Below are 24,459 nucleotides of genomic sequence, written 5' to 3'. Positions count from 1 at the left end.
CGTGAAAAACACTTCAGCCAACAACAAAAAATCCCCTTGGTTACCGCTGGCCCTGGTGCTGGCGGTCAACGCTGCCATGCCGCTGGCGTATGCCGCCGACGCCATTCATATTCGCGCCCAGCCGCTGGGCCAGGCCCTGAGCGAACTGGGTCAGCAAACGTCGCTGCAAGTGTTTTTCAGCCCGGAGCTGGTGGCCGGTAAACAGGCTCCCGCCGTCGATGGTGACATTTCCCCGGAGCAGGCTTTGCGCCAGTTGCTGCAGGGCAGTGGCCTGGATTATCAGATCAACGAAGGCTCGGTGACCCTGTCACCAGCGGCGACCTCCGCTGCCAACGGTCCATTGGAACTGGGCGTGACCGACATCAAGGTGGTCGGCGACTGGCTCGGCGATGCCGACGCCGCCGTGGTGCAGAACCATCCGGGTGCGCGCACGGTGATCCGCCGCGAAGCGATGGTCGAGCAGGGCGCGATGAACGTCAGTGACGTGCTCAAGCGTGTACCGGGCGTGCAGGTGCAGGACTCCAACGGCACCGGCGGCAGCGACATTGCGCTGAACGTTGGCGTGCGGGGCCTGACTTCGCGCCTGTCGCCACGCTCCACGGTACTGATCGACGGCGTGCCCGCTGCGTTTGCGCCGTACGGCCAGCCGCAGCTGTCGATGGCGCCGATCTCCTCGGGCAATCTCGACAGCATCGACGTGGTACGCGGCGCCGGTTCCGTGCGTTACGGCCCGCAAAACGTCGGCGGGGTGATCAACTTCGTCACCCGCGCCATCCCGGAAAAAGCTACCGGGGAAATCGGCACCACCCTGGAAACCACCCGTTACGGCGGCTGGAAGCACATCGACACGGCGTTTCTCGGCGGTACTGCCGATAACGGCATGGGCGTGGCGCTGCTGTACTCCGGGGTCAACGGCAACGGTTACCGCGAACGCAACAACGGCAACGACATCGACGACGTGCTGCTCAAGACCCATTGGGCGCCGACCGATCAGGATGATTTCAGCCTCAACTTCCATTACTACGACGCCAGCGCCGACATGCCCGGCGGCCTGACGCAGAAGCAGTACGACGACAAGCCGTACGACTCGGTGCGCGACTACGACAACTTCAGCGGTCGGCGCAAAGACGTGTCATTCAAGTGGATCCGCCAGATCGACGAGCGCACCCAGGCAGAAATTCTCACCTACTACACCGACAGCTTTCGCGGCAGCACCATCGCCGCCCGCGACCAGAAAACCCTCAGCTCGTACCCGCGTTCCTACTACACCCTGGGTGTCGAGCCGCGAGTGTCGCGGGTGTTTGACGTCGGCCCGACCACTCAGGAAGTCAGCGTCGGTTATCGCTACCTGAAAGAGGCGATGCACGAGCAGTCGAGCCGTCTGGCGCTGGTCAACAATCAGCCGGTGGTCACCCCGACGTCCGACGGCCATGTGTTCCAGGACCGCACCGGCGGCACCGAGGCCAACTCGGTGTACGTCGACAACAAGGTCGACGTCGGCAACTGGACCATCACCCCCGGCATTCGCTTCGAGCACATCAGCACCGACTGGCATGACCGCGCCGTGCTCGACACCGCAGGCAAACGCGTGCCGGAGAAAAACCGCAGCATCGAAAGCAACGAACCGCTGCCGGCGCTGAGCGTGATGTATCACCTGTCGGACGCGTGGAAACTGTTCGCCAACTACGAAACTTCGTTCGGCAGCCTGCAGTATTTCCAGCTCGGCCAGGGCGGCTCGGGTGACCAGACCGCCAACGGCCTGGAACCTGAAAAAGCCAAGACCTACGAGATCGGCACGCGCTACAACGATGACGTGTGGGGCGGGGAAGTGACGTTGTTCTACATCGACTTCGATGACGAGTTGCAATACATCAGCAACGATGTCGGCTGGACCAACCTCGGCGCGACCAAGCACCAGGGCATTGAGGCGTCGGTGCATTACGACATGGCGGCGCTCGATCCGCGTCTCGACGGTCTGACCGCCAACGCCGGTTTCACCTACACCCGCGCCACCTACGAAGGCGAGATTCCGGGCTTCAAGGGCCGTGATCTGCCGTTCTATTCGCGGCAGGTGGCAACCGTGGGCTTGCGCTACGACGTCAACCGCTGGACCTACAACATCGACGGTTTCGCTCAATCGAAACAGCGCTCGCCGGGCACCGGGGTCAACGCCGATGGCAGCTTCAACGGCAACTACATCACCGAAGGCACGGCCGACGGGCAGTACGGCGACATCCCGGGTTACGTGACCTGGAACGTGCGCGGCGGGTATGACTTCGGGCCACAGGTGTCGAACCTGAAACTCGGCGCCGGGGTGAAAAATGTCTTCGACAAGCAGTATTTCACCCGTTCCAGCGACAACAACTCGGGGATGTATGTCGGTGCGCCACGGACGTTCTTTGTGCAGGCCAGCGTCGGCTTCTGATAACGCCTGACCTGTGGCGAGGGAGCTTGCTCCCGCTGGACTGCGCAGCAGGCCCGATTTTTTGGGGTCGCTTCGCAACCCGGCGGGAGCAAGCTCCCTCGCCACAATGATGGGGTTCAGACCTTGAGGACTTTGCCGCCGATCGCCACGGCTACCAACAGCAGCGCCATCAACCCGAAAGCAAAACTCAGACTGCTGGCATGCGCAACAAAGCCGATCACCGCCGGCCCCGCCAGAATCCCCGCGTAACCCAAGGTGGTAATGGCTGGCACTGCGATGCTTTCCGGCATCACCGTCTGCTTGCCCACCGCCGTGTACAGCACCGGCACGATGTTCGAACAGCCGGCGCCGACCAGCGCATACCCCAGCAGCGCCGCTTCCCAGCTCGGGGCGAAGGTCGCCAGAAACAGACCTGCCGCCGCCAACAGCCCGCCGAACAGAATGACCCGCGTGGCGCCGACACTGCGCACGATCCGGTCACCCAGCAAGCGTCCGGCCGTCATGGTCAGGGCAAATGCGGCGTAACCCATACCCGCATACGCCGTGTCGATCCCGCGTTCCTGCGCGAGGAACACCGCGCTCCAGTCCAGCGCCGCGCCTTCGGTGAGGAACACGATGAAGCACATCCCGCCGATGAACAGCACAATGCCGTGGGGAATCGCGAACGCAGGCCCGGAACTTTCACTGCCGTACGGCAACATGTGCGGCACCGCTTTGAACAGCGCACCGATCAACACCGCCACCACCACCAGCATCGCCGCCAGCGGCGTCAGCCCGAGGCCGAGCAGGGCACTGACACCCGCTGCGCCGACAATCCCGCCAAGGCTGAACAGGCCATGAAACCCCGACATCATATTTTTGCCGCTGGCCCGCTCGACAATCACCGCTTGCAGGTTCACGGTCGAGTCCACCGTGCCGAGCCCGGCGCCGAACATGAACAGCGCGGCGATCAGCGCCGGTATCGACGACACCGTCGCCAGCAACGGCAGCGCCGCGCAAATCAGCAGGGTGCCGCCGGTGGCGACTTTGCGGCAGCCGAAGCGCGTGGCGAGAATACCCGCCAGCGGCATCGCCAGAATCGAGCCGACTCCCAGGCACAACAGCAACAGGCCCAGCGTGCCTTCATCGAGTCCAGCCCGGGCCTTGGCGTACGGCACCAGCGGCGCCCACGCGGCAATCCCGAGGCCGGCGATGAAAAAAGCGATGCGCGTCGACATCTGTTGCAGGCGTCCGGGGACGAAGGTGTCTTGGGGGTTGAGGCTGGTCATATCGATCCTTGGCAAAAAACGTCGCGTCCCCGAATGACAGTGATAGCGCGTCGAGGTTCGATCGCAGGTCTCGGGGCGGTGCAATCGACATCCTAACCTGTGGCAGCGAGCTTGCCCGCGAATGCGGTGGTTCAGGCAATGAATATGGCGACTGACACGCCGCTTTCGCGAGCAAGCTCGCTCCCACATTGGATGACCGGTGTTCACAACTGCCCGTTCTGTGCAGAACCCTGTGGGAGCGGGCTTGCCCGCGATTGCGGTGGTTCAGGCAATGAATATGACGGCTGACAAACCGCTTTCGCGAGCAGGCTCACTCCTACAGGGGATCGCGGTTTACAGTGATGGCTTCGACAAGGTGAGTGAGGCCGGTGATGACGCAGTTCTACGATGCGCGGGGTAATATTTACGGGGTGGTTTCGCCGCAGAGGCTTCGCGAGCTGGGGATCGATTTGCCGAACGATGCCGCGCAGTGTGCTGTGTCGAGACCGGCATGGAGTCGCGCAGCCATTGCGCTGTGCTGCGACTGGCCCGAAGGGCAGCGTCCAGCGGGGAGCAAATCGCATCGCAGCGATGGTCTGTTGATCGGCCCGTTTCAGCCGGTGGCGCCATTTGATGTGTTGATCGTCAATACCGATGGCACCTTGGCCGAGCGCAGCGGCAATGGCCTGACGATCTTTTCCCAGTCGTTGCTGGAGCAGGGGCTGATGCCGGCGGAAGGGGTGGCGCTGCGAGTGCATCACGACAAGGGCGACGCAGTGGAAACTTCGGTGAAACCAGTTGCAGTCGATGGCGTTAACGGCTTCTGGCTGAATCTCGGTCAACCGGGCTTCGGTCCTTCAGCGGTGACCGCCCGGAATGTTGAAAGTCGTGAGTTCAACGGGCGTGAAGTGAGCCATGTAGAACCCTTGGCCCAGCTCGATCCCGCGTGGCAGCACAGCCAGTTCGTGCGTATCGGTAACCCGCATTGCGTGACGTTGTTGACCGACGTTGCCCAACTGCCGGGCAACTCGCAAATGCGCCAATCACCCTGGGCCGAAGGCCTGACCCGAATCGCCTACGCGATGCCGACCGGCGCCGGAAAGCCATGCCCGGCGGGCGTCAACCTGCAATGGGCCGCGCTTGAGTCAGCGCAGCGCATCGTCGCCCGCGTGTTCGAGCGTGGCGAAGGGCCGACCGCGTCTTCCGGCACCAGTGCCAGTGCGGTGGCGTGTGCTGCATGGGCGGTGGGTTGGGTGGCGAGCGGCGAAGTGCAGGTGGTGATGCCGGGCGGAACGGCGCCGGTGTTGCTTGAAGAAGAGCAAGGCGAATTGGTGCGGGTCAGGCTGTTTGGTACGGCGCGAATGATCGGCTGAACCGGCTAACGCCTTCGCTGGCAAGCCAGCTCCCACAGAGTTATATGGTGAACACAAATCACGCGTTCACTGCTGAATACTGTGGGAGCTGGCTTGCCAGCGATGAGGCCATCAGCCTGACAACCATTTCAGATCTGTCCGCCGCTGAACTCCACCACCGGCATCTGCCGCTGCATCAGCACCTTGCCGCCGCGAATCGAATACAGCGGCAGGCCCTGGCTGCGGATCATTTCGTAATCGCTGTCCGCCGACAGAATCAGCAGGTTCGCCGGGCGCCCCTCTACCAGGCCATAACGCTCGCCCAGGTGCATGGCCTTGGCACTGTTGTCGGTGACCAGATCCAGCGCGTTCTGCAGGTTGCGGTAACCGAGCATGTGGCAGATGTGCAACCCGGCTTCGAGCACACGCAGGATGTTGCCGTTGCCCAGCAGGTACCACGGATCGACGATCGAATCCTGGCCGAAACACACGTTCATCCCGGCCTCCAGCAACTCGTTGACGCGGGTCACGCCACGGCGTTTCGGGAAATTGTCGAAGCGCCCCTGCAAGTGAATGCTTTCGGTCGGGCACGAGACGAAACTGATGCCGGAGTGCCCGAGCAAGCGGAACAGCTTGGCGCAGTAGGCGTTGTCGTAAGAGCCCATTGCCGTGGTGTGGCTGGCGGTAACACGCTCGCCCATGTCGCGGCTGCGAGCCTCTTCGGCGAGCACCTCAAGAAAGCGCGAGTGCGGGTCGTCGGTCTCGTCGCAATGCACGTCAACCAGGCAGCCGGTGCGTTCGGCCAGGTCCATCAGAAACTTCACCGAACTGACGCCTTGATCGCGGGTGTACTCGAAATGCGGGATGCCGCCAACCACATCGGCGCCCATGCGAATCGCTTCTTCCATCAGCTCGCGACCGTTGCGGAACGACTCGATGCCTTCCTGCGGGAACGCGACGATTTGCAGGTCGATCAGGTGCCGGGTTTCTTCGCGCACTTCGAGCATCGCCTTCAGCGCGGTGAGCTGCGGATCGGTGACGTCGACGTGGGTGCGCACGTGCTGGATGCCGTGGGCGGCCAGGGCCTGAATGGTCTTTTTGGCGCGGGTTTTGGTGTCTTCTTCGGTGATGGTGACCTTGCGCTCGCCCCAGCACTCGATGCCCTCGAACAGCGTGCCGCTCATGTTCCAGCGCGGTTCGCCAGCGGTCAGCGTGGCGTCGAGGTGAATGTGCGGTTCGACGAAGGGCGGCACCACCAGATTGCCGCCGGCGTCGAGGTCGCCGGGATTGAGGCTCGGGGCTTCGGTCTGGCGGCCGATGCTGCGGATCAGGCCGTCTTCCAGGTGCAATTCGTGCAAACCTTCCTGGTTGCGCAGCCGGGCGTTGATGATGTGCATCAGGCGAATCCTTCTTATAGGTCTGGTAGTGGCGCACTGGCGCGGCGGGCGCCGAGCAGGCCAGTGACGATGACATACGTTAGCGCGGCGGCGGCAATCCCTACCAGCGGCGCGACCCACGGCGAGTGGAACGCGGCGAGCGTACCGACCGCGTAAGCCCCCAGCCCCGGCCAGTTGAACGCCGGCAGCCGTGCGTCGGCCAGACGCGGATAACGCCCGCGCCAGCGGAAGAAAAAGTCGGCCATGATCACCCCGCCAATCGGTGGGATCACCGTGCCCAGCAGAATCAGGTACGGCACCAGCATGTCGTACATGCCCAGCAGGGCGAGCAGGGTGCCGATCACCGCGCCGGCCAGGGTCACGGTCTTGCGCCGGCCGGTGCGCAGCAGGTTGCAACCGGCGACGGCGAAGTTGTAGATGGTGTTGTCCTGGGTGCTCCAGATGTTCAGCAACAGCATCGCCATCGCGGCCATGGCGAAACCTTGCAGCAGTAACACTTCCACCACGTCCGGCTGCTGATAGACGATGGCGCCGTAGGCGCCGATCAGCACCATCAGGCCGTTGCCAATGAAAAATCCGATCAGGCTGGCGAGCACCGCCACCCGCGCCGAACGCGAGAAACGGGTCCAGTTGGTCGCCTGGGTCGCGCCGCTGACAAAGGTGCCGAACACCAACGTGATCGCGGTCGACCAGTCCAGCGAACCCGTCGGCACCACGCTGAGCAAACCTTCGAGGCCACCGACTTTTACCGTTGCCACCCACATCGACAGCATCAGCAGCAACATCATCGCCGGCACCGCGATGTACGACAGAATCTCCAGGCCGCGATAGCCGACATACGCCGTGGCGCAGAACACCAGGCCGAACAGCACCATCAAACCGAGCACGGTGCCCTCATTCAGATCGAAGTATTTGCCGAGCACCACGGCGGCGGTCGCAGTACCCCAGGCATACCAGCCGATCTGGGTGAAACCGAGGATCAGGTCGCTGAGCTTGCTGCCGACTTCACCAAAACAGAAACGCCCCATCAGCACCGAATTAAGCCCGCTCTTGAAGGCGATATAACCCAGCCCCGCCGCATACAGTCCGAGCAGCAAGTTACCGACGACGATCACCGCCATCATCTCGGCAAAACTGAACGCCACACCGAGCTTGCCGCCGGCGAACATGGTGGCGGTGAAGAAGGTGAAACCGAGCAGCACCATGGCAGTCGAGGCCAGGCCTTTGCGGGCATGCATCGGCACTTCGCTGAGCGGGTAGTCGTTGCCGGGGTCGTTCTGCGTCATGGGGCGTTCCTTGCTGAAGAGGGGGGGACGCGGGGTGGGTTGCAGTGGTCGTGCCAAATGCTGGTTGGCGCGGGTTATGTATAGACGAGGCGCATGGATTGGCGCGAAAGCGGTGCAACTGAATGCACCCGAGCCCCATGTAGGAGCTGCCGCAGGCTGCGATCTTTTGATTTTGATTTTAAAAAACAAGATCAAAAGATCGTCCGAACGCGGCCCGAGCCTGCGGCAGCTCCTACAGGGGGATTTATGTGGGTCAGAGAAATCTGAGCAGGGCAGCAACGATGGCTTCCGGGGCGTCTTCCTGGACGAGGTGGCCGGCGTTGGCGACTGGGTGAAATTGCGAACCGGGAATCATCTTGTGCAACGCCCGGCCGCGCTCGATGGGAATCCATTGATCCGCTTCGCCCCAGAGAATCTGCACCGGGCAGCGGATGCTCGGGTACAGCGGTTCGGCCTCGCGGGTGTAGCGCTCGTCCATCTGCGCGATCTGCCGATAGAACGCCGCTTGCCCCGGATCGCCGAGCCACGGCTGCACGTAGGGCGCCAGTTCATCATCGGGGATGTCGCGGTGAATCGCCCCGCGAATGTAGGTCGGAACGATGGCGCGCTGAATGTAATCCGGCAGGCCGCTGAACGCCGCTTGATGCTGGCGCACGTGCTGCACGAACGGCGATCCCCATGGCGTCAGCGCCACCGGATCGATCAGCGTCAGGCTGCGGTAGTCCTTGCCATTGAGCAAATGCGTGCGCAACGCGGTGGCGCCGCCGAAGTCATGGGCGACCACGTCCGGGCGCTGGATGTTCCAGTGATCGAGCAACTGCGCGAGCAGTTGATTCTGCACGCCGAGGGAGACATCGGCATCCGGTTGTGCGGAGCGCCCGTAACCCAGCAGGTCGAAATAATGCACGCGGTGGCTGGCAAAGAAATACGGCGCGATGCGGTGCCACACATAGGATGAAAACGGTGTGCCATGCACCAACACCAGCGGCGGGCCGTCACCGCGCACGGCGTGGCGCACCGGATGCCCGTTGAACTCGAAGACCTGATCCAGCAGCCAGTCAGTCATCGGCCTGTCCTCTTGGCGGGTTTAAGCCAAAAAGCATAGGCGTAAAAAAACAGCCATGAAGGCTGTTAACAAAGATCCCCCCTGTAGGAGCTGCCGCAGGCTGCGATCTTTTGATCTTGATCTTTAAAAACAAGATCAAAAGATCGCAGCCTTCGGCAGCTCCTACACAGGGATTTGTTTGGATCATTCACCGCGATAGATGCAACCGCTGGTGCAGGTCTCGTGAATGCGGATGGCGCTGAGTTCCGGCAGCAGTGGCTTCAGTTCATTCCAGATGAATTTGGCCAGCACTTCGCTGGTCGGGTTTTCCAGGCCGGGAATGTCGTTCAGGTAGTTGTGGTCCAGACGCTCGTACAGCGGCTTGAAAATCGCCTTGATCTCGGAAAAATCACGGATCCAGCCGGTGTGCGGATCGAGGTCGCCGCTCAAATGAATCGCCACTTTGAACGAGTGACCGTGCAGACGCCCGCACTTGTGGCCGTTCGGTACGTGCGGCAGGCGGTGGGCGGATTCGAAAGTAAATTCCTTGAAGATTTCCACAGTATTTTCGGCTCTGTTCAGGTGGCGTTCGCCGCAGCGATTCGGGCAGGCGGCGAGTTTACCAGCTTGTGTTTGGCGATGCGGGAAAACACTGACTAAAGGGTCAGCAAGCGCTCGGCGAGGCGACCGTTGGCGGTCAGTTCGAGAAACTCGTCGCCCAGCCGGCGGCTTTCGTCCATCGCCGCGTGCCAGTATTTCTGCCGGCTTGGCGCATCGCCCATGAAGCGCTTGAAGTCGTTACGGTCGGGCAGTTTGCCGTAGGGCAGGCGCGCCAGATATTCCTTTGATGGTGCGAGCAACAGCACGTCCTGCAAGCGCTCCACCGAGGCACGGCGCCACGGCAGGGTCTTGTCGAACCAGCCGGGAATCACCCGGTCAGTGAAGTGCGGATAGAGCACGATGCCGTCGCCGCTGTAGGGCAGGTCGAGGTGATAGTCGAGCAGCCCGCCGTCGCGAAAGGTGCCGGCACCGGCGCCCGGCAGGTCACGTACGCCTTCCATGACCATCGGGATCGAGCCGGAGGCCAGTAGTGCCTGGCGCAGGTTGCCGGCATTGAGGGCGACGAAGCGCGACGGGAAGTCATTCAGCGCATTCACCGGCGGCGCGAGGCGCGGGTCGTGAATGATCAGCCGTTCGAAGTGCCGCGACAGCCGTGCGCGACCGCGCAGGTTATCGGCGATCACCGAACCCAGCGCCAGGCCGAGGCGGCCACGATGGTCGTCGGCCAGGCGTCCGTGGCTTTTGACCACCATGATGTTCAAGCGGTAATCGGCGTTGTTGAGGATGCTGGCGTCGCGGCCGTCGAGCAGGTCATTGAGCATGCGCTGCGAGCTCTGGCTGATCTCGGTCATGGTCACGCCTTTGTTGAAATTCTGCTCGGCGTACAACTGACCGAGGCGGCGGATGCCTTCGGCGGCGTCCGGCAGGCAGGCACTGGCGAAGCGCCAGGAACCGACCGACGCACCGATCAGCGAGCGCTCACGCGGTGCGCTCGGCAGCCATTCGCCGAACAACGCCAGGTCCAGCCCTTGAATCCCCAAAGCCTTCGGCCCGCCGGCGGCACCGGGAAGGGTGCCGACGTCAGCGGCGTTCAGGCCCTGGGCACGAATGCGCGCCATGGCACGAGGGCCTGCCTTGAGGGTGAGGGCGGGGAACTTGATGTGGATGGCGGTCATACCGGTCTCGATCGTTAGCAAGCGAACAATTATAAGCACATGTTACCGAACTCTGTAGGAGCTGCCGCAGGCTCGGGCCGCGTTCGGACGATCTTTTGATCTTGCCCTCTAAAAGTCAAAAGATCGCAGCCTGCGGCAGCTCCTACAGGGCAATGATGGCAATTCAGTTTCAGTTAAGTTGCTCCCGCTAAGGTGCCCACCGTAGCTGCACATAAAAATACGGAGACACCCATGAAAACCCTGACTGCCCTGTCCATTGCCGCGATCATCGGCCTGACCGCCAGCCTCGCCCACGCTCGCGATCTTGGCCCCGATGAAGCCCTGCGCCTGCGCGACGCTGGTACTATCGTCTCCTTCGAGAAGCTCAACGCCACGGCGCTGGCCAGACATCCGGGCTCGACCATCACCGATACCGAGCTGGAAGAGCAGTACGGCAAGTACGTCTACCAGGTCGAAATGCGTGATCCGCAAGGGCTGGAGTGGGACCTGGAACTGGACGCGGTCAGCGGGCAAGTGCTCAAGGATCATCAGGATACTTAATGAAGCCGTATTTGTTACAGCCACGCACCGGTAGCCGACTGGCCCTGGTGCTATTGGCATTCTGCTCGGTGGCGGTGGCCCGTGATCTTGGCCCCGATGAAGCACTGCGTCTGCGTCAGCAGGGGGTGATCCTGCCGCTGGAGCAGGTGCTGCAACAGGCGCTGGATCGCTATCCGGGGGCCAAACTGCTGGAGGTCGAGCTGGAGGAAAAGCACGACGTCTATGTTTACGAAGTCGAACTGCTGACGGTCGAGGGCGTGGCGCGGGAGCTGCACTTGAAGGCCGACAGCGGCGAACTGCTCAAAGACAAGGAAGATTGACCGATGCGTTTGCTTCTGGTGGAAGACCACGTGCCGCTGGCTGACGAACTGATTGCCGGCCTGCAGCGCCAGGGCTACGCGGTGGACTGGCTGGCGGACGGCCGCGATGCGGTCTATCAGGGCAGCAGCGAGCCGTATGACCTGATCATTCTCGACCTCGGTCTGCCCGGCGTTCCCGGACTGGAGGTGCTGGCGCAATGGCGCGCCGGTGGCCTGTCGACCCCGGTGCTGATCCTCACCGCTCGCGATTCCTGGGCCGAGCGCATCGAAGGCCTGAAGGCTGGCGCCGACGATTACCTGACCAAACCGTTCCACCCCGAAGAGCTGCACCTGCGGGTGCAGTCGTTGCTGCGCCGCTCCAAGGGCCAGGCCAATCAGCCGACGCTCAAGGCCGCCGGTCTGCATCTGGATGAAGGTCGCCAGTGCGTGATTCGCGACGGCAGCGAGATTCAGCTGACCGCCGCCGAATTCCGCCTGCTGCGCTATTTCATGCTGCACCCGGAACAGATCCTGTCGAAATCCCACCTCGCCGAGCACCTCTACGACGGCGAAACCGAGCGTGACTCCAACGTCCTCGAAGTTCACGTCAACCACCTGCGGCGCAAACTCGGCAAAGCGGTGATCGAAACCCGTCGCGGCCAGGGTTACCTGTTCGGCGGGCAAGCTTCGTGAGGTCGATCCAGCGCCGTTTGAGCCTGGGCTTGATCAGCGTGATGGTGATCGTCGGCCTGGTGCTGGCGCAAACCAGTCTGTGGTTGTTCGAAGTCGGTTTGCAGCGTTACCTCGAAGCCGGTCTGCGCAACGACAGTGAAAGCCTGCTGGTGGCGCTGGTGCGTGGCCCGCAAGGGTTGCAGCTGGACGAGCGGCACTTGTCGCCGGCCTATCAGCGACCGTTTTCCGGGCATTACTTCCGCATCGATTTTGCCGACAGCCACTGGCGCTCGCGTTCGCTGTGGGATCAGGATCTGCCACTGCTGGAGCACCCGGGTCTGCACAGCAACCTGCAACTGGGGCCGGACGGTCAGCAGTTGCTGGTATTGCGCTCGGACTATCGACGTCTGGGGCAGTCGATCTCGATCAGCGTTGCGCAGGATTACACTCCGGTGCGCGAGAGTTTCCAGCGCATGCGCCAGATCGGCCTCGGGCTGGGCCTGGCCGGTTTGCTGCTGATTCTGCTGCTGCAACGGCTGACGGTGCGGCGCGCGTTGAAGCCGCTGGAACGCGCGCGCGAGCAGATCGCCCAGTTGCAGCAGGGCCAGCGTTCGCAACTGGACGATCAGGTGCCGGTGGAACTGGAGCCGCTGGTGGCGCAGATCAACCATTTGCTCGCGCACACCGAAGACAGCCTCAAGCGTTCGCGCAATGCGTTGGGCAATCTGGGACATGCGCTGAAGACGCCGCTGGCGGTGCTGCTGAGTCTGGCCTCGAACGAAAAACTCGATGCCCACCCGGAGCTGCGCCGAATCCTCAAGGAGCAACTGGAGCAGGTGCAACAGCGGCTCAATCGCGAACTCAATCGCGCACGGTTATCCGGTGATGCGCTGCCGGGTGCGCTGTTTGATTGCGATGCGGAACTGCCGGGATTGCTAGCAACGCTGAACATGATCCACGGCGAGCATCTGGCGCTGAGCTACGTCGCGCCGCCGGGGCTGCAATTGCCGTGGGATCGCGAGGACTTGCTGGAACTGCTCGGCAACCTGCTGGACAACGCCTGCAAATGGGCGGATGCCGAGGTGCGCCTGAGTGTGATCGAGCGAACGGACGGCTTCGCCCTGAGCGTTGAAGATGACGGCCCGGGGATTCCTGAAGAGCAACGCACGCAGGTGTTCAGCCGTGGCACGCGACTCGATGAGCAGACTGACGGGCATGGCCTGGGACTGGGGATCGTGCGCGATATCGTCGAGACGTGGGGCGGGTTGCTGGTGTTGGGCGAGAGTGAGTGGGGCGGGCTGAAGGTGGTGATCGAATTGCCAAAACGCTGATCCCGGATCCCCATAATCCCCCTGTAGGAGCTGCCGAAGGCTGCGATCTTTTGACTTTGATTTTTTAAAAACCAAGATCAAAAAATCGCAGCCTGCGGCAGCTCCTACAGGGGAGGGTGTGGTTTTCAGACCCGGAACTGATCCATCAGACTCTGCTGCTGATTCGCCAGGCTGTTCAGCGACTGGCTCACCCGCGCCGACTCATTGGCCTGTCCGGACAGCGATTCGGTCACATCACGAATGGTTGCCACGTTGTTGTTGATCTCCTCGGCCACCGCGCTCTGTTCTTCCGCCGCGCTGGCGATCTGCAGGTTCATGTCGCTGATCACCGTCACTGCATCGCCGATCTGGCGCAGTGCGGTCACTGCTTGCCCGACCTGCTCGACACTGCCCTGCGCCTGACGATGGCTGTTGCCCATCGAACCGACCACATCCTGGGTGCCGGTCTGCAGTTGCTCGATGACCTGACGGGTTTCCTCCACCGACTCCTGCGTGCGGCGGGCGAGGTTACGCACTTCGTCGGCGACCACGGCAAAACCACGCCCGGCTTCACCGGCACGCGCTGCTTCGATCGCCGCGTTGAGCGCCAGCAGGTTGGTCTGTTCGGCGATGGCACGGATGGTTTCCAGCACGGTGCCGATCTTCTCGCTGTTGGCGGCCAGACCTTCGACCTGCACCATGGCAGCGCTCATGTCAGCGGCCAGGGTGTCGATGCTCGCGGTGGTGCGGTCGATCACGGTCAGGCCCTGACGGGTGGCGCGGTCGGCGTCTTTCGCAGCTTCAGCGGCTTGCGCAGCACTGCGTGCAACGTCCTGCGCGGTGGCGCTCATTTCATGGGACGCAGTGGCGACCTGATCGACCTGACGGTATTGCTGCTCCATGCCGGCGCTGGTCTGAGTGGCGATCGCCGAAGACTGGTCGGCGGTGTTGCGCGCATCCTGCACCGAGCGTTTCACCTCGGCGATGATCGGTTGCAGCTTGTCGAGGAACTTGTTGAACCAGCCGGCCAGCTGACCGAGTTCATCCTGCTTGTCATACGCCAGACGGCGGGTCAGATCGCCTTCGCCGCTGGCAATGTCTTCGAGCATATGCGCGACGCCGAGGATCGGTTTGGTCACGCTGCGCGCCATCAGCCACACCAGCAGCAGGCCGACCAACGCCGCGAGCACGCCGAGGCTCAGTTCGATCAGGGTGCCGGAGTTGTTGCTCGCATCGAGTTGCTGCTTGAGCGCTTCGGCGCGGCTGACCAGCACCTTTTCCGGCACGTCGAGCAACACGCCCCACGACGGACCGCCGGGGATCGGCTGGAACGGCGACAGCACTTTCAACTGGCCGTTGCTGTGCAGGCTGCTGACGCTGCTGCTGGCGCCGAGTTGGCGCAGCAGTTCGGCGCCGCTGACGGTGTCCACGGCATCCAGGCGCTTGCTCAGTTTGCTGGCGTCCGGGCTGTAGCCGGCGAGCAGGCCGGTGGGGCTGATGATGCTCACGGCGGTCTGGCCGTCGTAGAGTTTTTTGCTCGCGCCCTGGCTGATCGCCTGCAGGCTGTTGAGATTGATGTCCACCGACAGCGAGGCGATGACTTTGCCGTTGACCATCAGCGGGAAGACGATGCTGGTCATCAGCACGTTCTGACCGTCGATCACATAGAAGTACGGTTCGATCACGCACGGTTTGAGCGTGGTGCGCGGGCAGGTGAACCAGGCGTTGGCCGCCTGACCGCTGGGGCCGGTGCTGGTGTCAGCCATGTCGCTTTCCGGCAGGGCCATCGAGGTGACTTTGCCGGGAGTCGGCTGCGACCAGTACAGGGCGAAGCGGCCCTTGTCGTTGCTGCCCAGTTCGGCCTGACCGGCGAACAGTTCATCCTTGCCGTCCAGCGCGTTGGCTTCGAACACCAGCGACAGACCGAGCAGCTCCGGGTTGGCCTGCAGTGCGGACTTGACCTGACGGGTCATGTCTTCGCGCAGGTCGAAGGCATCGAGGAAGCGCTTCTCGGCCTGCTCGCGCAAAAACAGCACCTGACGCGAGAAACCGTGACCGTATTGATAGGCGTCCATGAACTGCTGGCGAATCCCGGCAGCCTGCACCTCACCCTGCGATTCAATGCGCGCCTGGGCCGACTCGGTCAGCATCTCCATGCTCGAAGCCTTCACCAGCTCGGAGCTGTGCTCCATGCGATACAGCGAAAGACCCACCAGCAGGGTCACGATGCCCGCCAGGCACAGGCCAGCGAGCAGGGTGATTTTCCATTGAATGGAAAGTTGTCTGAGCGACATGGAGACGTCCTTATTCGATAAATATCTGAGACTTTGCACTGTAACGGCCGCGTTTCGGCTTTCTTTATTGTTCAAGCGCAATATGACCGATTGCCGCAGCCGAGTGACATTTAGATCCCTGTGGCGAGGGAGCTTGCTCCCGCTGGGGTGCGTAGCGCCCCCAAATCCTGCTAATGCGGTCATTCAGGGCATAACGCGTCTACCGGGTTTGCGACTGCTGCGCAGCCGAGCGGGAGCAAGCTCCCTCGCCACAGGGATCTCCTGCGCACCACCGGGTTGTGCACTGGCAGTTACATTTCAGTTCAGCCGCTCGCTTTGACACCGCCGCCACTCTGCGGCACAGTGCGCGCCCTTCTAATAAGACCCTCTTTGCAAATCCGCCGGTTAACCGTTGGCGGACTCATCCTGTCTGGCGGTGATGATTTCATCGCAGTGTTTTTGAGGTAGTGAAATGAATGCAGTGATTGCTGCGGTCGGCGTCATGCTGATCCTCAGCCTGTCCCGCGTGCACGTGGTGATCGCGTTGATCGTCGGTGCACTGGTCGGTGGCCTGACCGGTGGTCTGGGCATCGACGCCACGCTCAAGGCGTTCAACAGCGGCCTGGGTGGCGGGGCGACGGTGGCGTTGTCCTACGCGTTACTCGGCGCTTTCGCCGTGGCGATTGCCAAGTCCGGCCTGGCCCATGCGCTGGCCGACAAGGCTCTGGCGATGGTTGACCGCCAGCATTCGAGCGGCGGCGGCAGCGTCAAATGGCTGCTGATCGGTCTGCTGTGGGTGGTGGCGATTGCCTCGCAGAACATTCTGCCGATCCACATTGCGTTCATTCCGCTGCTGGTGCCGCCGCTGCTTTATGTACTGACCAAGTTGCAGCTGGATCGCCGGCTGATCGCCTGCGTCATGACCTTCGGCCTGATCACCCCGTACATGGTGTTCCCGGTGGGTTTCGGCAATATCTTCCTCAACCAGATTCTGCTGGCCAACGTCAGCAAGGCCGGGGTCGATATCAGCCAGATCAACGTCATGCACGCCATGGCGATTCCGGCGCTGGGCATGGTCTTCGGCCTGTTGCTGGCGGTGTTTTTCAGCTATCGCAAGAAGCGCGTCTACGATCTGCAGAAGATCGAACAGGTCGAGCAGGTCAGCGTGGCGTACAACCCGAAGACCATCGGCATTGCCGGTCTGGCGATTGCCGCCGCGTTCATCATTCAGTTGCTGCTGGACTCGATGATTATCGGCGCACTGGCCGGGTTCCTGATTTTCTCGGCCTCGGGCATCGTCAAATGGCGTGAGACCGACGACCTGTTCACCGAAGGCATGAAGATGATGGCGATGATCGGCTTCATCATGATCTCCGCCTCGGGTTTCGCCGAAGTGCTCAAGGCCACCGGCGAAGTGCGCTCGCTGGTTGAAAGTGCGGCGGCGTGGATCGATCACAGTCAGGCGATCGGCGCGCTGTTGATGCTGCTGGTGGGCCTGATGGTGACCATCGGTATCGGCTCGTCGTTCTCCACAGTGCCGATTCTGGCGGCGATTTTCGTGCCGCTGTGCGTGCAACTGGGCTTCAGCCCGATGGCCATCGTGTGCATCGTCGGCACTGCCGGGGCGCTGGGCGACACCGGCTCGCCGGCCTCCGACTCGACGCTGGGCCCGACCTCCGGGCTGAACGTCGATGGCCAGCACCACCACATCTGGGACACCGTGGTGCCGACCTTCCTGCACTACAACTTGCCGCTGCTGGCGTTTGGCTGGGTGGCGGCGATGGTTCTCTGATCCCTCTGAAAACTGTGGGAGCTGGCTTGCCAGCGATGGCGTCGGCACATTCAATATTTATGTGGCTGACACACCGCCATCGCGGGCAAGCCCGCTCCCACAGGGATATGCAGTGTCTGCAGACTCAACTTTTGCTATTGCGTGCCGTTAACGCCTTTAACCACGCCAATAAAACCAAAAGAGTGAGCCCCCCATGCGCTTGAGTCTCAAGGCCAAAGTCCTGTCCCTCGCCGTCCTGCCGGTGCTGCTCTTTGCGCTGGTCATCAGCCTGACCACGCTGTTCATCCTTCAGCAACAGGCGCACACCGAGGTCGAGCAGACCCGCGAGCGCCTGCTCGCCGACGCCAAGGCCACCCTGCAAAGTTACGTCGCCGTGGCCATGACCACGATCAAACCGCTGTACGACGCTGCCGCCCCCGGTGACAACGCGGCGCGGGCGCAGGCGATCAAGCTGCTGTCAGGCATCCGCTACGGCAAGGACGGCTACTTCTTCGGCTACGACTCCGAGACCGTGCGCCTGTTCAAGGCCAACGATCCTGAAGGCGTGGGCAAAAGCTTCAAGGACAACCGTGACCCGAACGGCGTCTACGTCAACCTCGGCCTGGTGAAAGTGGCGAAGGACGGCACCCACTATCTGCAATACAGCTCGCCACTGCCGGGCAATGCCAGTGTGCTGGTGCCGAAACTCGGCTACACCGAATACCTGGCGAAGTGGGACATGGCAGTCGGCACCTCGGTCAACCTCGACGGCATTGAAGCGCAAGTGGCGGTGGTCGAGGCACAAGTGCAGGAGCGCATGCAAGGCGTGATCCTCAGCATCGTTGGCGTGGCGGTGCTGGTGCTGTTGGTGATTGCCATCGCAGGGATGCTGCTGGCCAACACCATTCTGCGCCCGCTCAACCAGATGAAAGCCAATCTCGACGACATCGCGGCGGGCGAGGGCGATCTCACGCGCCGGTTGAACATCACCAGCCAGGACGAACTCGGCGAACTGGCCGGCTCGTTCAACCGCTTCGTCGACAAGATCCACGGCCTGGTGCGGCAGATCACCGAGATGACCACGCAACTGACTGGCCTGGTGAATCAGGTCTCGGATCAGGCCCAGCGCTCCGATCAGGCCATGGAACGTCAGCGCCACGAGACCGATCAGGTCGCCACGGCGATCAACGAGATGTCCGCCGCCGCCCAGGAAGTCGCCAAGAGCGCACAAAACGCCGCGGTCGCCGCGCAACAGACCGATGAAGAAGGCCAGAGCGCCAAACGCGTGGTGGCCGGCAGCATCAAACAGATTCATGCGCTGGTGGATGACATTCGCAGCAGCGGCGTGTCGCTCGACAGCCTGCAGCAGGACGTGTCGTCGATTGTCGGCGTGCTCGGGGTGATTCGTTCGATTGCCGAGCAGACCAACCTGCTGGCGCTGAACGCCGCGATTGAAGCGGCGCGCGCCGGGGAGGCCGGGCGCGGCTTTGCGGTGGTGGCGGACGAAGTGCGGGCACTGGCCAGCCGCACGCAGATCAGCACCCAGGAAATTCAAGGGATGATCGATCGCCTGCAGGCGGGTACGCAGTCGGCGGTCGAGGCGATGCGCCGCTCAAGCGAGGCGGGCGATGGCACCTCGGCGCAGGCCAATCAGGCCGGCGCGTCGCTGGATGCCATGGCTGACCTGATTGCGACGATTAACTCGATGAACGCGCAGATCGCCAGCGCGGCCGAGGAACAAACCGCGGTGGCCGAAGAGATCAACCGCAGCGTGCATCAGATTGCGGTGGCGGTGGACAGTGTGGCGGATGAGACGCAACTGGGGGCGCAGACTTCGCGCAGTCTGGCCGACCTCGGCCAGCGGTTGGGCAAGCTGGTGGGCCAGTTCCGCATCTGATAATTGAGTGAATCCTCAAGCGGGCCCTCACCCTAGCCCTCTCCCGGAGGGAGAGGGGACTGACCGCAGCGTCTCGCGTCATACATCGACCTGAAAAAACCAGTCGATTCTGGATTCAAAGCCGATCGTTCACGTCAGCGTATCTCTTGACTATCCCCCGATCAGTCCCCTCTCCCTCCGGGAGAGGGCTAGGGTGAGGGGCTTTTGATTTTCAGCTTCAAGGTCTGTCCCAGTACGGCACTTCACCAAAGCACTCGACAAAGAAATCAATCACCGTCCGCACCTTCACCGACAGTCGCCGGCTCCCCGGCCACAGCACCGCGATCTGCTGCGGCTCCAGGCTGTTCGACACTTGATACTCGCCCAGCACCGGCACCAGCGTGCCTTCGCGCACCGCCTCACCAATCAGCCAGGACGGAAACATCACCAGGCCCAAGCCTTGCTCGGCGGCCTGGGTGAGAGTGTCGGCGTGGTTGCCGGTGATCGGGCCTTTGACCGACCAGGGCGTCCAGTCGCTCTGATCCTGACGGAAGAACCAGCGTTGCTGACCGGTCGCACCTTTGTAGGCCAGGCATTGGTGTTGCGCGAGTTCGTCGGGATGCTGCGGTGTGCCGTGGCGCTTCAGATAAGCCGGACTGGCCGCGACCTGGAAACGGTGCGGCGCGAGAATCCGCGCCTGCATGCTTGAGTCGTGCATCGGGCCGATGCGGAACAGCAGGTCGGCGCCTTCCTGCAACGGGTCGACGTAATGGTCGGTCTGCTGGATGTCCAGTTGCAGCTTCGGATAACGGGCGCACAACTGACCGAGCCACGGCGTCAAATGGCGTTGGCCGAACACCACCGGCGCGTTGATCCGCACCAGCCCGGTGGGCTCGCTTTGCTGTTCCTGCAACGCCTGCTCGGCTTCTTCCAGTTGCACCAGCACCAGCCGCGCGTGGTGGCCGAGCATGCGCCCGGCTTCGGTCGGGCTGACGGCGCGGGTGTGGCGGTAGAGCAATTGCTGGTTCAGTGCCTGCTCCATCAACTGGATCTGCCGCGAGATCGAAGAGGGCGCCACGCCCTCGCGGCGGGCGACTTCGGAAAAACTGCCGTGGTCGAGCACCGCCACAAACAGCCTGAGTGCCTTGAAGCCCAGTTCATTCAGCCCGTGCATGAATCATCCTGTTGTGCGGGTTGCGCAAAAGTGTTGTCTGGATGCTCCCATTTATCGCACAGCTACGCCAGCCGATAATCCGCGCCATCGTTTACTTGCGTGGGTTTTGGATGATGCAGACATTGGATGAAGTGAGTGTGCCGGCGCCGGCGACCCGGTCGTGGTTGCGCCTGTTGTTGCTGCCGCTGGTGATTCTGGCCGGCATGGGTTTGTCGGTGGAGGCGGGGTTGTTGGGGCCGCTGGGGGAGCAGGTCGGGCATCTGTGGGCGACTTTGAGCATTTTCGGCGTAGGTTCGGCGATTCTGTTTTTGCTGCTGTTGTTCGCCGGCCCGCAGAAAGGCCCGGCGCTGACCGATCTGCCGCGCTGGCAATTGATCGGCGGGTTTCTGGGGCCGATGTACGTGGTGGTGCTGACCCTGGCGACGCCGCACATCGGGATTGCGATGACGATGATCGCGATTCTCTCGGGGCAGGTCGGCAAGAGTGTACTGATAGACCATTTCGGCTGGTTCGGCGCGACGCGCAAGAAGGTCAATGCCGAGCGGTGGCTGGCATTGGTGTTGATTGTGGTGGCATTGGTTCTGATTGCGCGGGGTTGAGAATATGAGTCTGGTTATTTTGTTGGCTGTGGTGGTGTTGGCGGGCGCGGTGTTGAGTGTTCAGGCGGCGATCAACGGACGCCTGGGTGAAACGGTCGGGGTGTTGCGCAGCAGTCTGCTGACGTTTTTCGTCGGGGCGGTGGTCACCGGGTTGTTGATTGTGTTTTTTGAGCCGGCGCATGCGGTGAGTTTGCTTGATGTGCCGAAGTGGCAGGTCTGTGGGGCGCTGTTTGGGGTGGTTTACATGATGGTCATGGTTGGTGCGGTGCCTGTTGTGGGGACTGCGGTGGCGACGGTGGCGGTAATTGTTGGTCAGCTGGGGATGGGGATGTTGATCGACAATTTTGGCTGGTTGGGGAATCCGGCGATCGAGCTTTCGTCTTCTCGGGTGTTGGCGATGGTGTGTCTGGGGTTGGCTTTGGTTTTTATGTATCGGAGTAGTGTTCGTCGCTCTGATTGAGTTTTGGGTGTAGATCCGTTTTTTGGGTGAAGGCTGATTAGGGTTCCGCCCTTACGGCGGGTCACTTTTGGCAAACGCCCCAAAAGTAACCAAAAGGGCTTTACCCTGACGTTCGGCCCTCGCCTAGGCTCGGGTTCCTTCGCTCCGGGATTCATCCGGGGGGCAGCGCCTACGGTTTGCTTCGCTGCACCTCCTCTCGCTGTGTTTGGCTGCGCCAAACGGTCGCTGCGCTCCCACCCCCGGATGAATCCCTCCACTCAGCCTGCCGACGGGCCCTGAGATCAAAAGCTTTACTCGAGCTAACGCTCATCGTGTTGAGTGGTGGAAAAGCGTGCGCTCGGCTTTTGCTTTTCTGTAGGAGCCAGCCTGCTGGCGATGGCGGCCTGACAGCCGACCGGTCTCTAACTGACCACACCCATTCCCCCCTGTGGGAGCGAGCTTGCTCGCGAAGGCGGCCTGACAGCCGATCAAACTCCAAATGAAAACACCCGATCCCCTGTAGGAACTGCCGAAGGCTGTGATCTTTTGATCTGCTTTGGCTTTGGCTTTGGCTTTGGCTCTTGATGTGGCTTTTGATCTTCAGCCCCTTCGGCAGGCCGAGCGTAGGTGTCCATCCGGGGGTTAGGCGCGCAGCGCCATGCGGCGAAGCCGCATACATCGAGAGGAGGTGCAGCGAAGCAAACCGTAGGCGATGCCCCCGGATGGACACCGTAGCGAGGGAACACTGAGCCTAAGCGAAGTGCCGTACGCCGGGGCAAAGCCTTTTGGGTTACCTTTTCGGCGTCTGCAAAAGGTGACTCGCTGTAAGAGCGAAACCGCCAGCGGCAGCACCCGCAGAAACGGATATTCACCCAATTCCCGAAAAAACCAGATCAAAAGATCGCAGCCTTCGGCAGCTCCTACACTGTTCTCTACGGCTTGCCCTCGCAAGCCCCGGACAACCACCACAAAAGGAGTCTGTCCCATGCCCGATAGAAAATGCGATTGCCCCAACTGCAAATGCACCATCAAGGAAGGCGACCACGCCTACGCCGTACACGGCAAACACTATTGCTGTGAAGCCTGCGCGCACCACCACAAGGACGGTGCGGAGTGTTCAAGCAAAGGCTGCCATTGCGCCCACCCCAAATAATCCCGCGCAAAAAAAAGTGGAGCCTAATCAGGCTCCACTTGCAGTTTCAGGCTTTCATCATCCAGCCGTTCGGTATGGCGGACCGTGCCTTGCAGTCGTCGACCGTTAACCCGCACCACCACGGTTTTCGCCTGGTCGAGGTCTTCCGGTAACGGCGCTGGCACGCGCAGGGCGAAGCTATAGGGGTCGCCTTCGACAGCCTCAAGACCCACCCGACAGTCCACGCTTTTGGTGATACGTCCGAACAGGGTGTCCAGTCCGTAATCCAGATGCGCCGGGCTGAAGATGCTGGTCATTGTGTATGCCCCCAAAGAGTCCCCATCGTCTGACGACGATTCTAGCTCGCCGGTCGCCATGTGACATTTTCCACGCCGAATTTCTCCGCCATCGGTTTGCTGGTCTTTTGCACTTTTTCCCGGCCGAAACGCGGGATGCGACCCACGCCGGCGTCGCAACTTGCCCAGTGCCACGCCTCGGCATTGTCCATCTTGTCCGAGCGGATAATGAACGACTTAGGCGTGCCGTGAAGGGTGTAATCGATGACAAACAGTTTTGCGTTGTTCATAAAGCCCGTATTCCTCCCTGTGGTATTAGAAGGATCGCGGCGCGTCGGGAAAATTCACTCGGATTGTCCGACGGTATCTATCGTTGGCGACGCATCGACGCAGTGGTTAACATGGCCGCTCCGCCAACCCCAATGAATGCTCGCCATGGCCCTCGCCGCGCCCCCCGATCTCACGGATACCGATGTGCCGGTGCAACCGCTGGCGCGTACCTATCCGCGTGGTCTGTTCATCGAGCCGCACGAGCATGTCTGGGGGCAGTTGCTGTATGCGATGAGCGGGGTGATGTGGGTCGAAACGCCGCATGAGGCGCTGGTGGTGCCACCGCAGCGCGCGGTGTGGTTGCCGCCCGGGGTGCCACACGGGATTCGGGTGGTCTCGGACTTGCAGATGCGCAATATCTACCTGCGCCCGGTGCTGGCGGCAACGCTGGATTCGACGGTGCAGGTGATCGAGGTTGGTGGGTTGTTGCGTGAGTTGATCGTCGGCCTGGTGGAGCAGGGCGATAACGGTGAGCCGGCCTATTACGACGCGTTGGTCGGGCTGGCGTTGCTGGAGCTCAAGCGTGCCCGGCGCTCGCAATTGAAGATCCCGCTGCCGGACGATTCCGACCGGCGCCTGATGAACCTGTGCCAGGCGGTGATGGCCGCGCCGTCGCTGGAGATCCCGTTCGAGCAGCACGCGGAAAATGCCGGGGCCAGCGTGCGCACGCTGGCGCGGCTGTTCAAGGACAGCCTCGGCATGGGCTTCGCCGAATGGCGGCGGCAGGTGCAACTGGCGACGGCGGTGGCCGAGTTGATTCAGGGCGTGCCGGTGAGTGTGATCGCTCGCGAGCTTGGGTATTCGCCGAGCAGTTTCAGTGACATGTTCCGGCGCGAGCTGGGCGTGGCGCCTTCGCAATTCTCCACTGATTGAACACAATCCTGTGGGAGCTGGCTTGCCAGCGATGGCGTCGGCACATTCAACATCTTCATGGCAGACAAATCGCTATCGCTGGCAAGCCAGCTCCCACAGGGTTTTGTGGTGACTTTCCAGGATTTGGCCGAAATTCAGAAGTCCTTGGCCGACACCTCCGCCCATCCTTCCCTAGACTCTGCCCATTCTTTTAACGCGGCGGAGTTTCCCCATGAACTACCTGATTTCGCTGGCCATCGGACTGGGTGTCGGCCTGCTCTATGGCGCGCTGGATTTCCGTTCCCCGGCACCACCGGCCATCGCGCTGGTGGGGCTGCTGGGCATGCTCGCGGGTGAGCAGTTGTGGCCGATGGGCCGGCAACTGGTCGCCGGTTGGTTGTCCTGAAT

23 protein-coding genes and 1 pseudogene are annotated in these 24,459 nt (G+C 62.1%); 13 read left to right on the top strand and 11 right to left on the bottom strand.

Going from position 1 to position 24,459, the window contains the following annotated elements:
• Position 1 precedes the first annotated feature (1 nt).
• Positions 2-2,425 (top strand): TonB-dependent siderophore receptor, encoded by a 2,424-nt coding sequence (locus ACU680_RS14185; protein WP_448179761.1) that lies wholly within the window; start codon positions 2-4, stop codon positions 2,423-2,425.
• Positions 2,426-2,541: 116 nt separating this feature from the next.
• Here the strand turns inward: ACU680_RS14185 and ACU680_RS14180 are convergent, their stop codons facing one another.
• On the bottom strand, positions 2,542-3,693 hold the full coding sequence (locus tag ACU680_RS14180; protein ID WP_448179760.1) for an MFS transporter: 1,152 nt from the start codon (positions 3,691-3,693) through the stop codon (positions 2,542-2,544).
• 371 nt (positions 3,694-4,064) lie between these two features.
• On the opposite strand from ACU680_RS14180, the gene ACU680_RS14175 reads away from it, so the two are divergent.
• Positions 4,065-5,045 (top strand): diaminopimelate epimerase, encoded by a 981-nt coding sequence (locus tag ACU680_RS14175; RefSeq protein ID WP_448179759.1) that lies wholly within the window; start codon positions 4,065-4,067, stop codon positions 5,043-5,045.
• Positions 5,046-5,173: 128 nt separating this feature from the next.
• Here ACU680_RS14175 and codA read toward each other — a convergent pair whose 3' ends face one another.
• The 5 genes from codA to ACU680_RS14150 all read right to left on the bottom strand — a co-directional run bounded on the left by codA (position 5,174) and on the right by ACU680_RS14150 (position 10,488).
• The gene (gene codA / locus ACU680_RS14170; RefSeq protein WP_448179758.1) at positions 5,174-6,421 is read right to left on the bottom strand and encodes a cytosine deaminase; all 1,248 of its coding nucleotides are present in this window, start codon (positions 6,419-6,421) and stop codon (positions 5,174-5,176) included.
• Between the two features lie 14 nt (positions 6,422-6,435).
• A complete protein-coding gene (gene codB, locus ACU680_RS14165; RefSeq protein ID WP_448179757.1) occupies positions 6,436-7,707 on the bottom strand; it encodes a cytosine permease in 1,272 nt (423 codons plus the stop codon).
• 253 nt (positions 7,708-7,960) lie between these two features.
• Complete coding sequence (locus ACU680_RS14160; RefSeq protein ID WP_448179756.1) at positions 7,961-8,773, bottom strand: alpha/beta fold hydrolase; 813 nt, start codon at positions 8,771-8,773, stop codon at positions 7,961-7,963.
• A gap of 183 nt (positions 8,774-8,956) precedes the next feature.
• Positions 8,957-9,313, bottom strand: coding sequence for a 6-carboxytetrahydropterin synthase QueD (gene queD / locus ACU680_RS14155; RefSeq protein ID WP_448179755.1), 357 nt, complete (start codon positions 9,311-9,313; stop codon positions 8,957-8,959).
• A gap of 95 nt (positions 9,314-9,408) precedes the next feature.
• A complete protein-coding gene (locus tag ACU680_RS14150; RefSeq protein ID WP_448179754.1) occupies positions 9,409-10,488 on the bottom strand; it encodes a patatin-like phospholipase family protein in 1,080 nt (359 codons plus the stop codon).
• A 231-nt stretch (positions 10,489-10,719) separates the two neighbouring features.
• Here ACU680_RS14150 and ACU680_RS14145 point away from each other — a divergent pair, with 231 nt between their 5' ends.
• The 4 genes from ACU680_RS14145 to ACU680_RS14130 are packed head-to-tail and all read left to right on the top strand — an operon-like array spanning position 10,720 to position 13,330.
• A complete protein-coding gene (locus tag ACU680_RS14145) occupies positions 10,720-11,028 on the top strand; it encodes a PepSY domain-containing protein (RefSeq protein ID WP_448179753.1) in 309 nt (102 codons plus the stop codon).
• Positions 11,028-11,348: a PepSY domain-containing protein gene (locus ACU680_RS14140; protein WP_448179752.1), complete on the top strand. Its 321-nt coding sequence runs from the start codon at positions 11,028-11,030 to the stop codon at positions 11,346-11,348. The genes ACU680_RS14145 and ACU680_RS14140 overlap by 1 nt, the downstream gene beginning before the upstream one ends.
• Before the next feature lie 3 nt (positions 11,349-11,351).
• Complete coding sequence (locus ACU680_RS14135) at positions 11,352-12,020, top strand: response regulator transcription factor (protein WP_258679280.1); 669 nt, start codon at positions 11,352-11,354, stop codon at positions 12,018-12,020.
• Positions 12,017-13,330, top strand: a complete 1,314-nt coding sequence (locus ACU680_RS14130) for a sensor histidine kinase (protein ID WP_448179751.1) — start codon at positions 12,017-12,019, stop codon at positions 13,328-13,330. The genes ACU680_RS14135 and ACU680_RS14130 overlap by 4 nt, the downstream gene beginning before the upstream one ends.
• A gap of 125 nt (positions 13,331-13,455) precedes the next feature.
• On the opposite strand, the gene ACU680_RS14125 is transcribed toward ACU680_RS14130, so the two are convergent.
• Together ACU680_RS14125 and ACU680_RS27355 are read right to left on the bottom strand one after the other, a co-directional pair.
• Positions 13,456-14,211, bottom strand: coding sequence for a methyl-accepting chemotaxis protein (locus tag ACU680_RS14125; RefSeq protein ID WP_371262551.1), 756 nt, complete (start codon positions 14,209-14,211; stop codon positions 13,456-13,458).
• 102 nt (positions 14,212-14,313) lie between these two features.
• A pseudogene (locus ACU680_RS27355) lies at positions 14,314-14,460 on the bottom strand (HAMP domain-containing protein); the annotation flags it as partial.
• 1,594 nt (positions 14,461-16,054) lie between these two features.
• Between ACU680_RS27355 and ACU680_RS14115 the strand changes: the two are divergent.
• Positions 16,055-17,374 carry a Na+/H+ antiporter family protein gene (locus tag ACU680_RS14115; protein WP_367084035.1) on the top strand — a complete coding sequence of 440 codons (1,320 nt, stop codon included), beginning with the start codon at positions 16,055-16,057 and terminating at the stop codon, positions 17,372-17,374.
• 193 nt (positions 17,375-17,567) lie between these two features.
• Positions 17,568-19,250 carry a methyl-accepting chemotaxis protein CtpM gene (ctpM, locus tag ACU680_RS27350; RefSeq protein ID WP_491723762.1) on the top strand — a complete coding sequence of 561 codons (1,683 nt, stop codon included), beginning with the start codon at positions 17,568-17,570 and terminating at the stop codon, positions 19,248-19,250.
• A 217-nt stretch (positions 19,251-19,467) separates the two neighbouring features.
• Here the strand turns inward: ctpM and ACU680_RS14100 are convergent, their stop codons facing one another.
• On the bottom strand, positions 19,468-20,403 hold the full coding sequence (locus ACU680_RS14100) for a LysR family transcriptional regulator (RefSeq protein ID WP_448179750.1): 936 nt from the start codon (positions 20,401-20,403) through the stop codon (positions 19,468-19,470).
• Positions 20,404-20,516: 113 nt separating this feature from the next.
• Between ACU680_RS14100 and ACU680_RS14095 the strand changes: the two genes are divergently transcribed.
• From ACU680_RS14095 to ACU680_RS14085, 3 genes are all read left to right on the top strand, one after another.
• Positions 20,517-21,002 carry a DMT family transporter gene (locus tag ACU680_RS14095; RefSeq protein WP_103369836.1) on the top strand — a complete coding sequence of 162 codons (486 nt, stop codon included), beginning with the start codon at positions 20,517-20,519 and terminating at the stop codon, positions 21,000-21,002.
• 4 nt (positions 21,003-21,006) lie between these two features.
• Positions 21,007-21,462, top strand: a complete 456-nt coding sequence (locus ACU680_RS14090; protein ID WP_098968038.1) for a DMT family transporter — start codon at positions 21,007-21,009, stop codon at positions 21,460-21,462.
• A gap of 964 nt (positions 21,463-22,426) precedes the next feature.
• Positions 22,427-22,594 carry a metallothionein gene (locus ACU680_RS14085; RefSeq protein ID WP_115985675.1) on the top strand — a complete coding sequence of 56 codons (168 nt, stop codon included), beginning with the start codon at positions 22,427-22,429 and terminating at the stop codon, positions 22,592-22,594.
• A 23-nt stretch (positions 22,595-22,617) separates the two neighbouring features.
• On the opposite strand, the gene ACU680_RS14080 is transcribed toward ACU680_RS14085, so the two are convergent.
• On the bottom strand, positions 22,618-22,890 hold the full coding sequence (locus ACU680_RS14080; RefSeq protein ID WP_367084038.1) for a hypothetical protein: 273 nt from the start codon (positions 22,888-22,890) through the stop codon (positions 22,618-22,620).
• Positions 22,891-22,931: 41 nt separating this feature from the next.
• Positions 22,932-23,159, bottom strand: coding sequence for a DUF6555 family protein (locus tag ACU680_RS14075; protein WP_003223528.1), 228 nt, complete (start codon positions 23,157-23,159; stop codon positions 22,932-22,934).
• A gap of 136 nt (positions 23,160-23,295) precedes the next feature.
• On the opposite strand from ACU680_RS14075, the gene ACU680_RS14070 reads away from it, so the two are divergent.
• Together ACU680_RS14070 and ACU680_RS14065 are read left to right on the top strand one after the other, a co-directional pair.
• Positions 23,296-24,072 carry an AraC family transcriptional regulator gene (locus tag ACU680_RS14070; RefSeq protein ID WP_448179749.1) on the top strand — a complete coding sequence of 259 codons (777 nt, stop codon included), beginning with the start codon at positions 23,296-23,298 and terminating at the stop codon, positions 24,070-24,072.
• A gap of 211 nt (positions 24,073-24,283) precedes the next feature.
• Complete coding sequence (locus ACU680_RS14065) at positions 24,284-24,457, top strand: DUF1427 family protein (RefSeq protein WP_007969534.1); 174 nt, start codon at positions 24,284-24,286, stop codon at positions 24,455-24,457.
• The last annotated feature ends 2 nt before the right edge of the window (positions 24,458-24,459 follow it).

Source organism: Pseudomonas sp. LF020 (genome assembly GCF_053456425.1).
The sequence above is the reverse complement of the archived record's forward strand: the minus strand, read 5'-3'. Positions and strand labels throughout refer to the sequence as shown.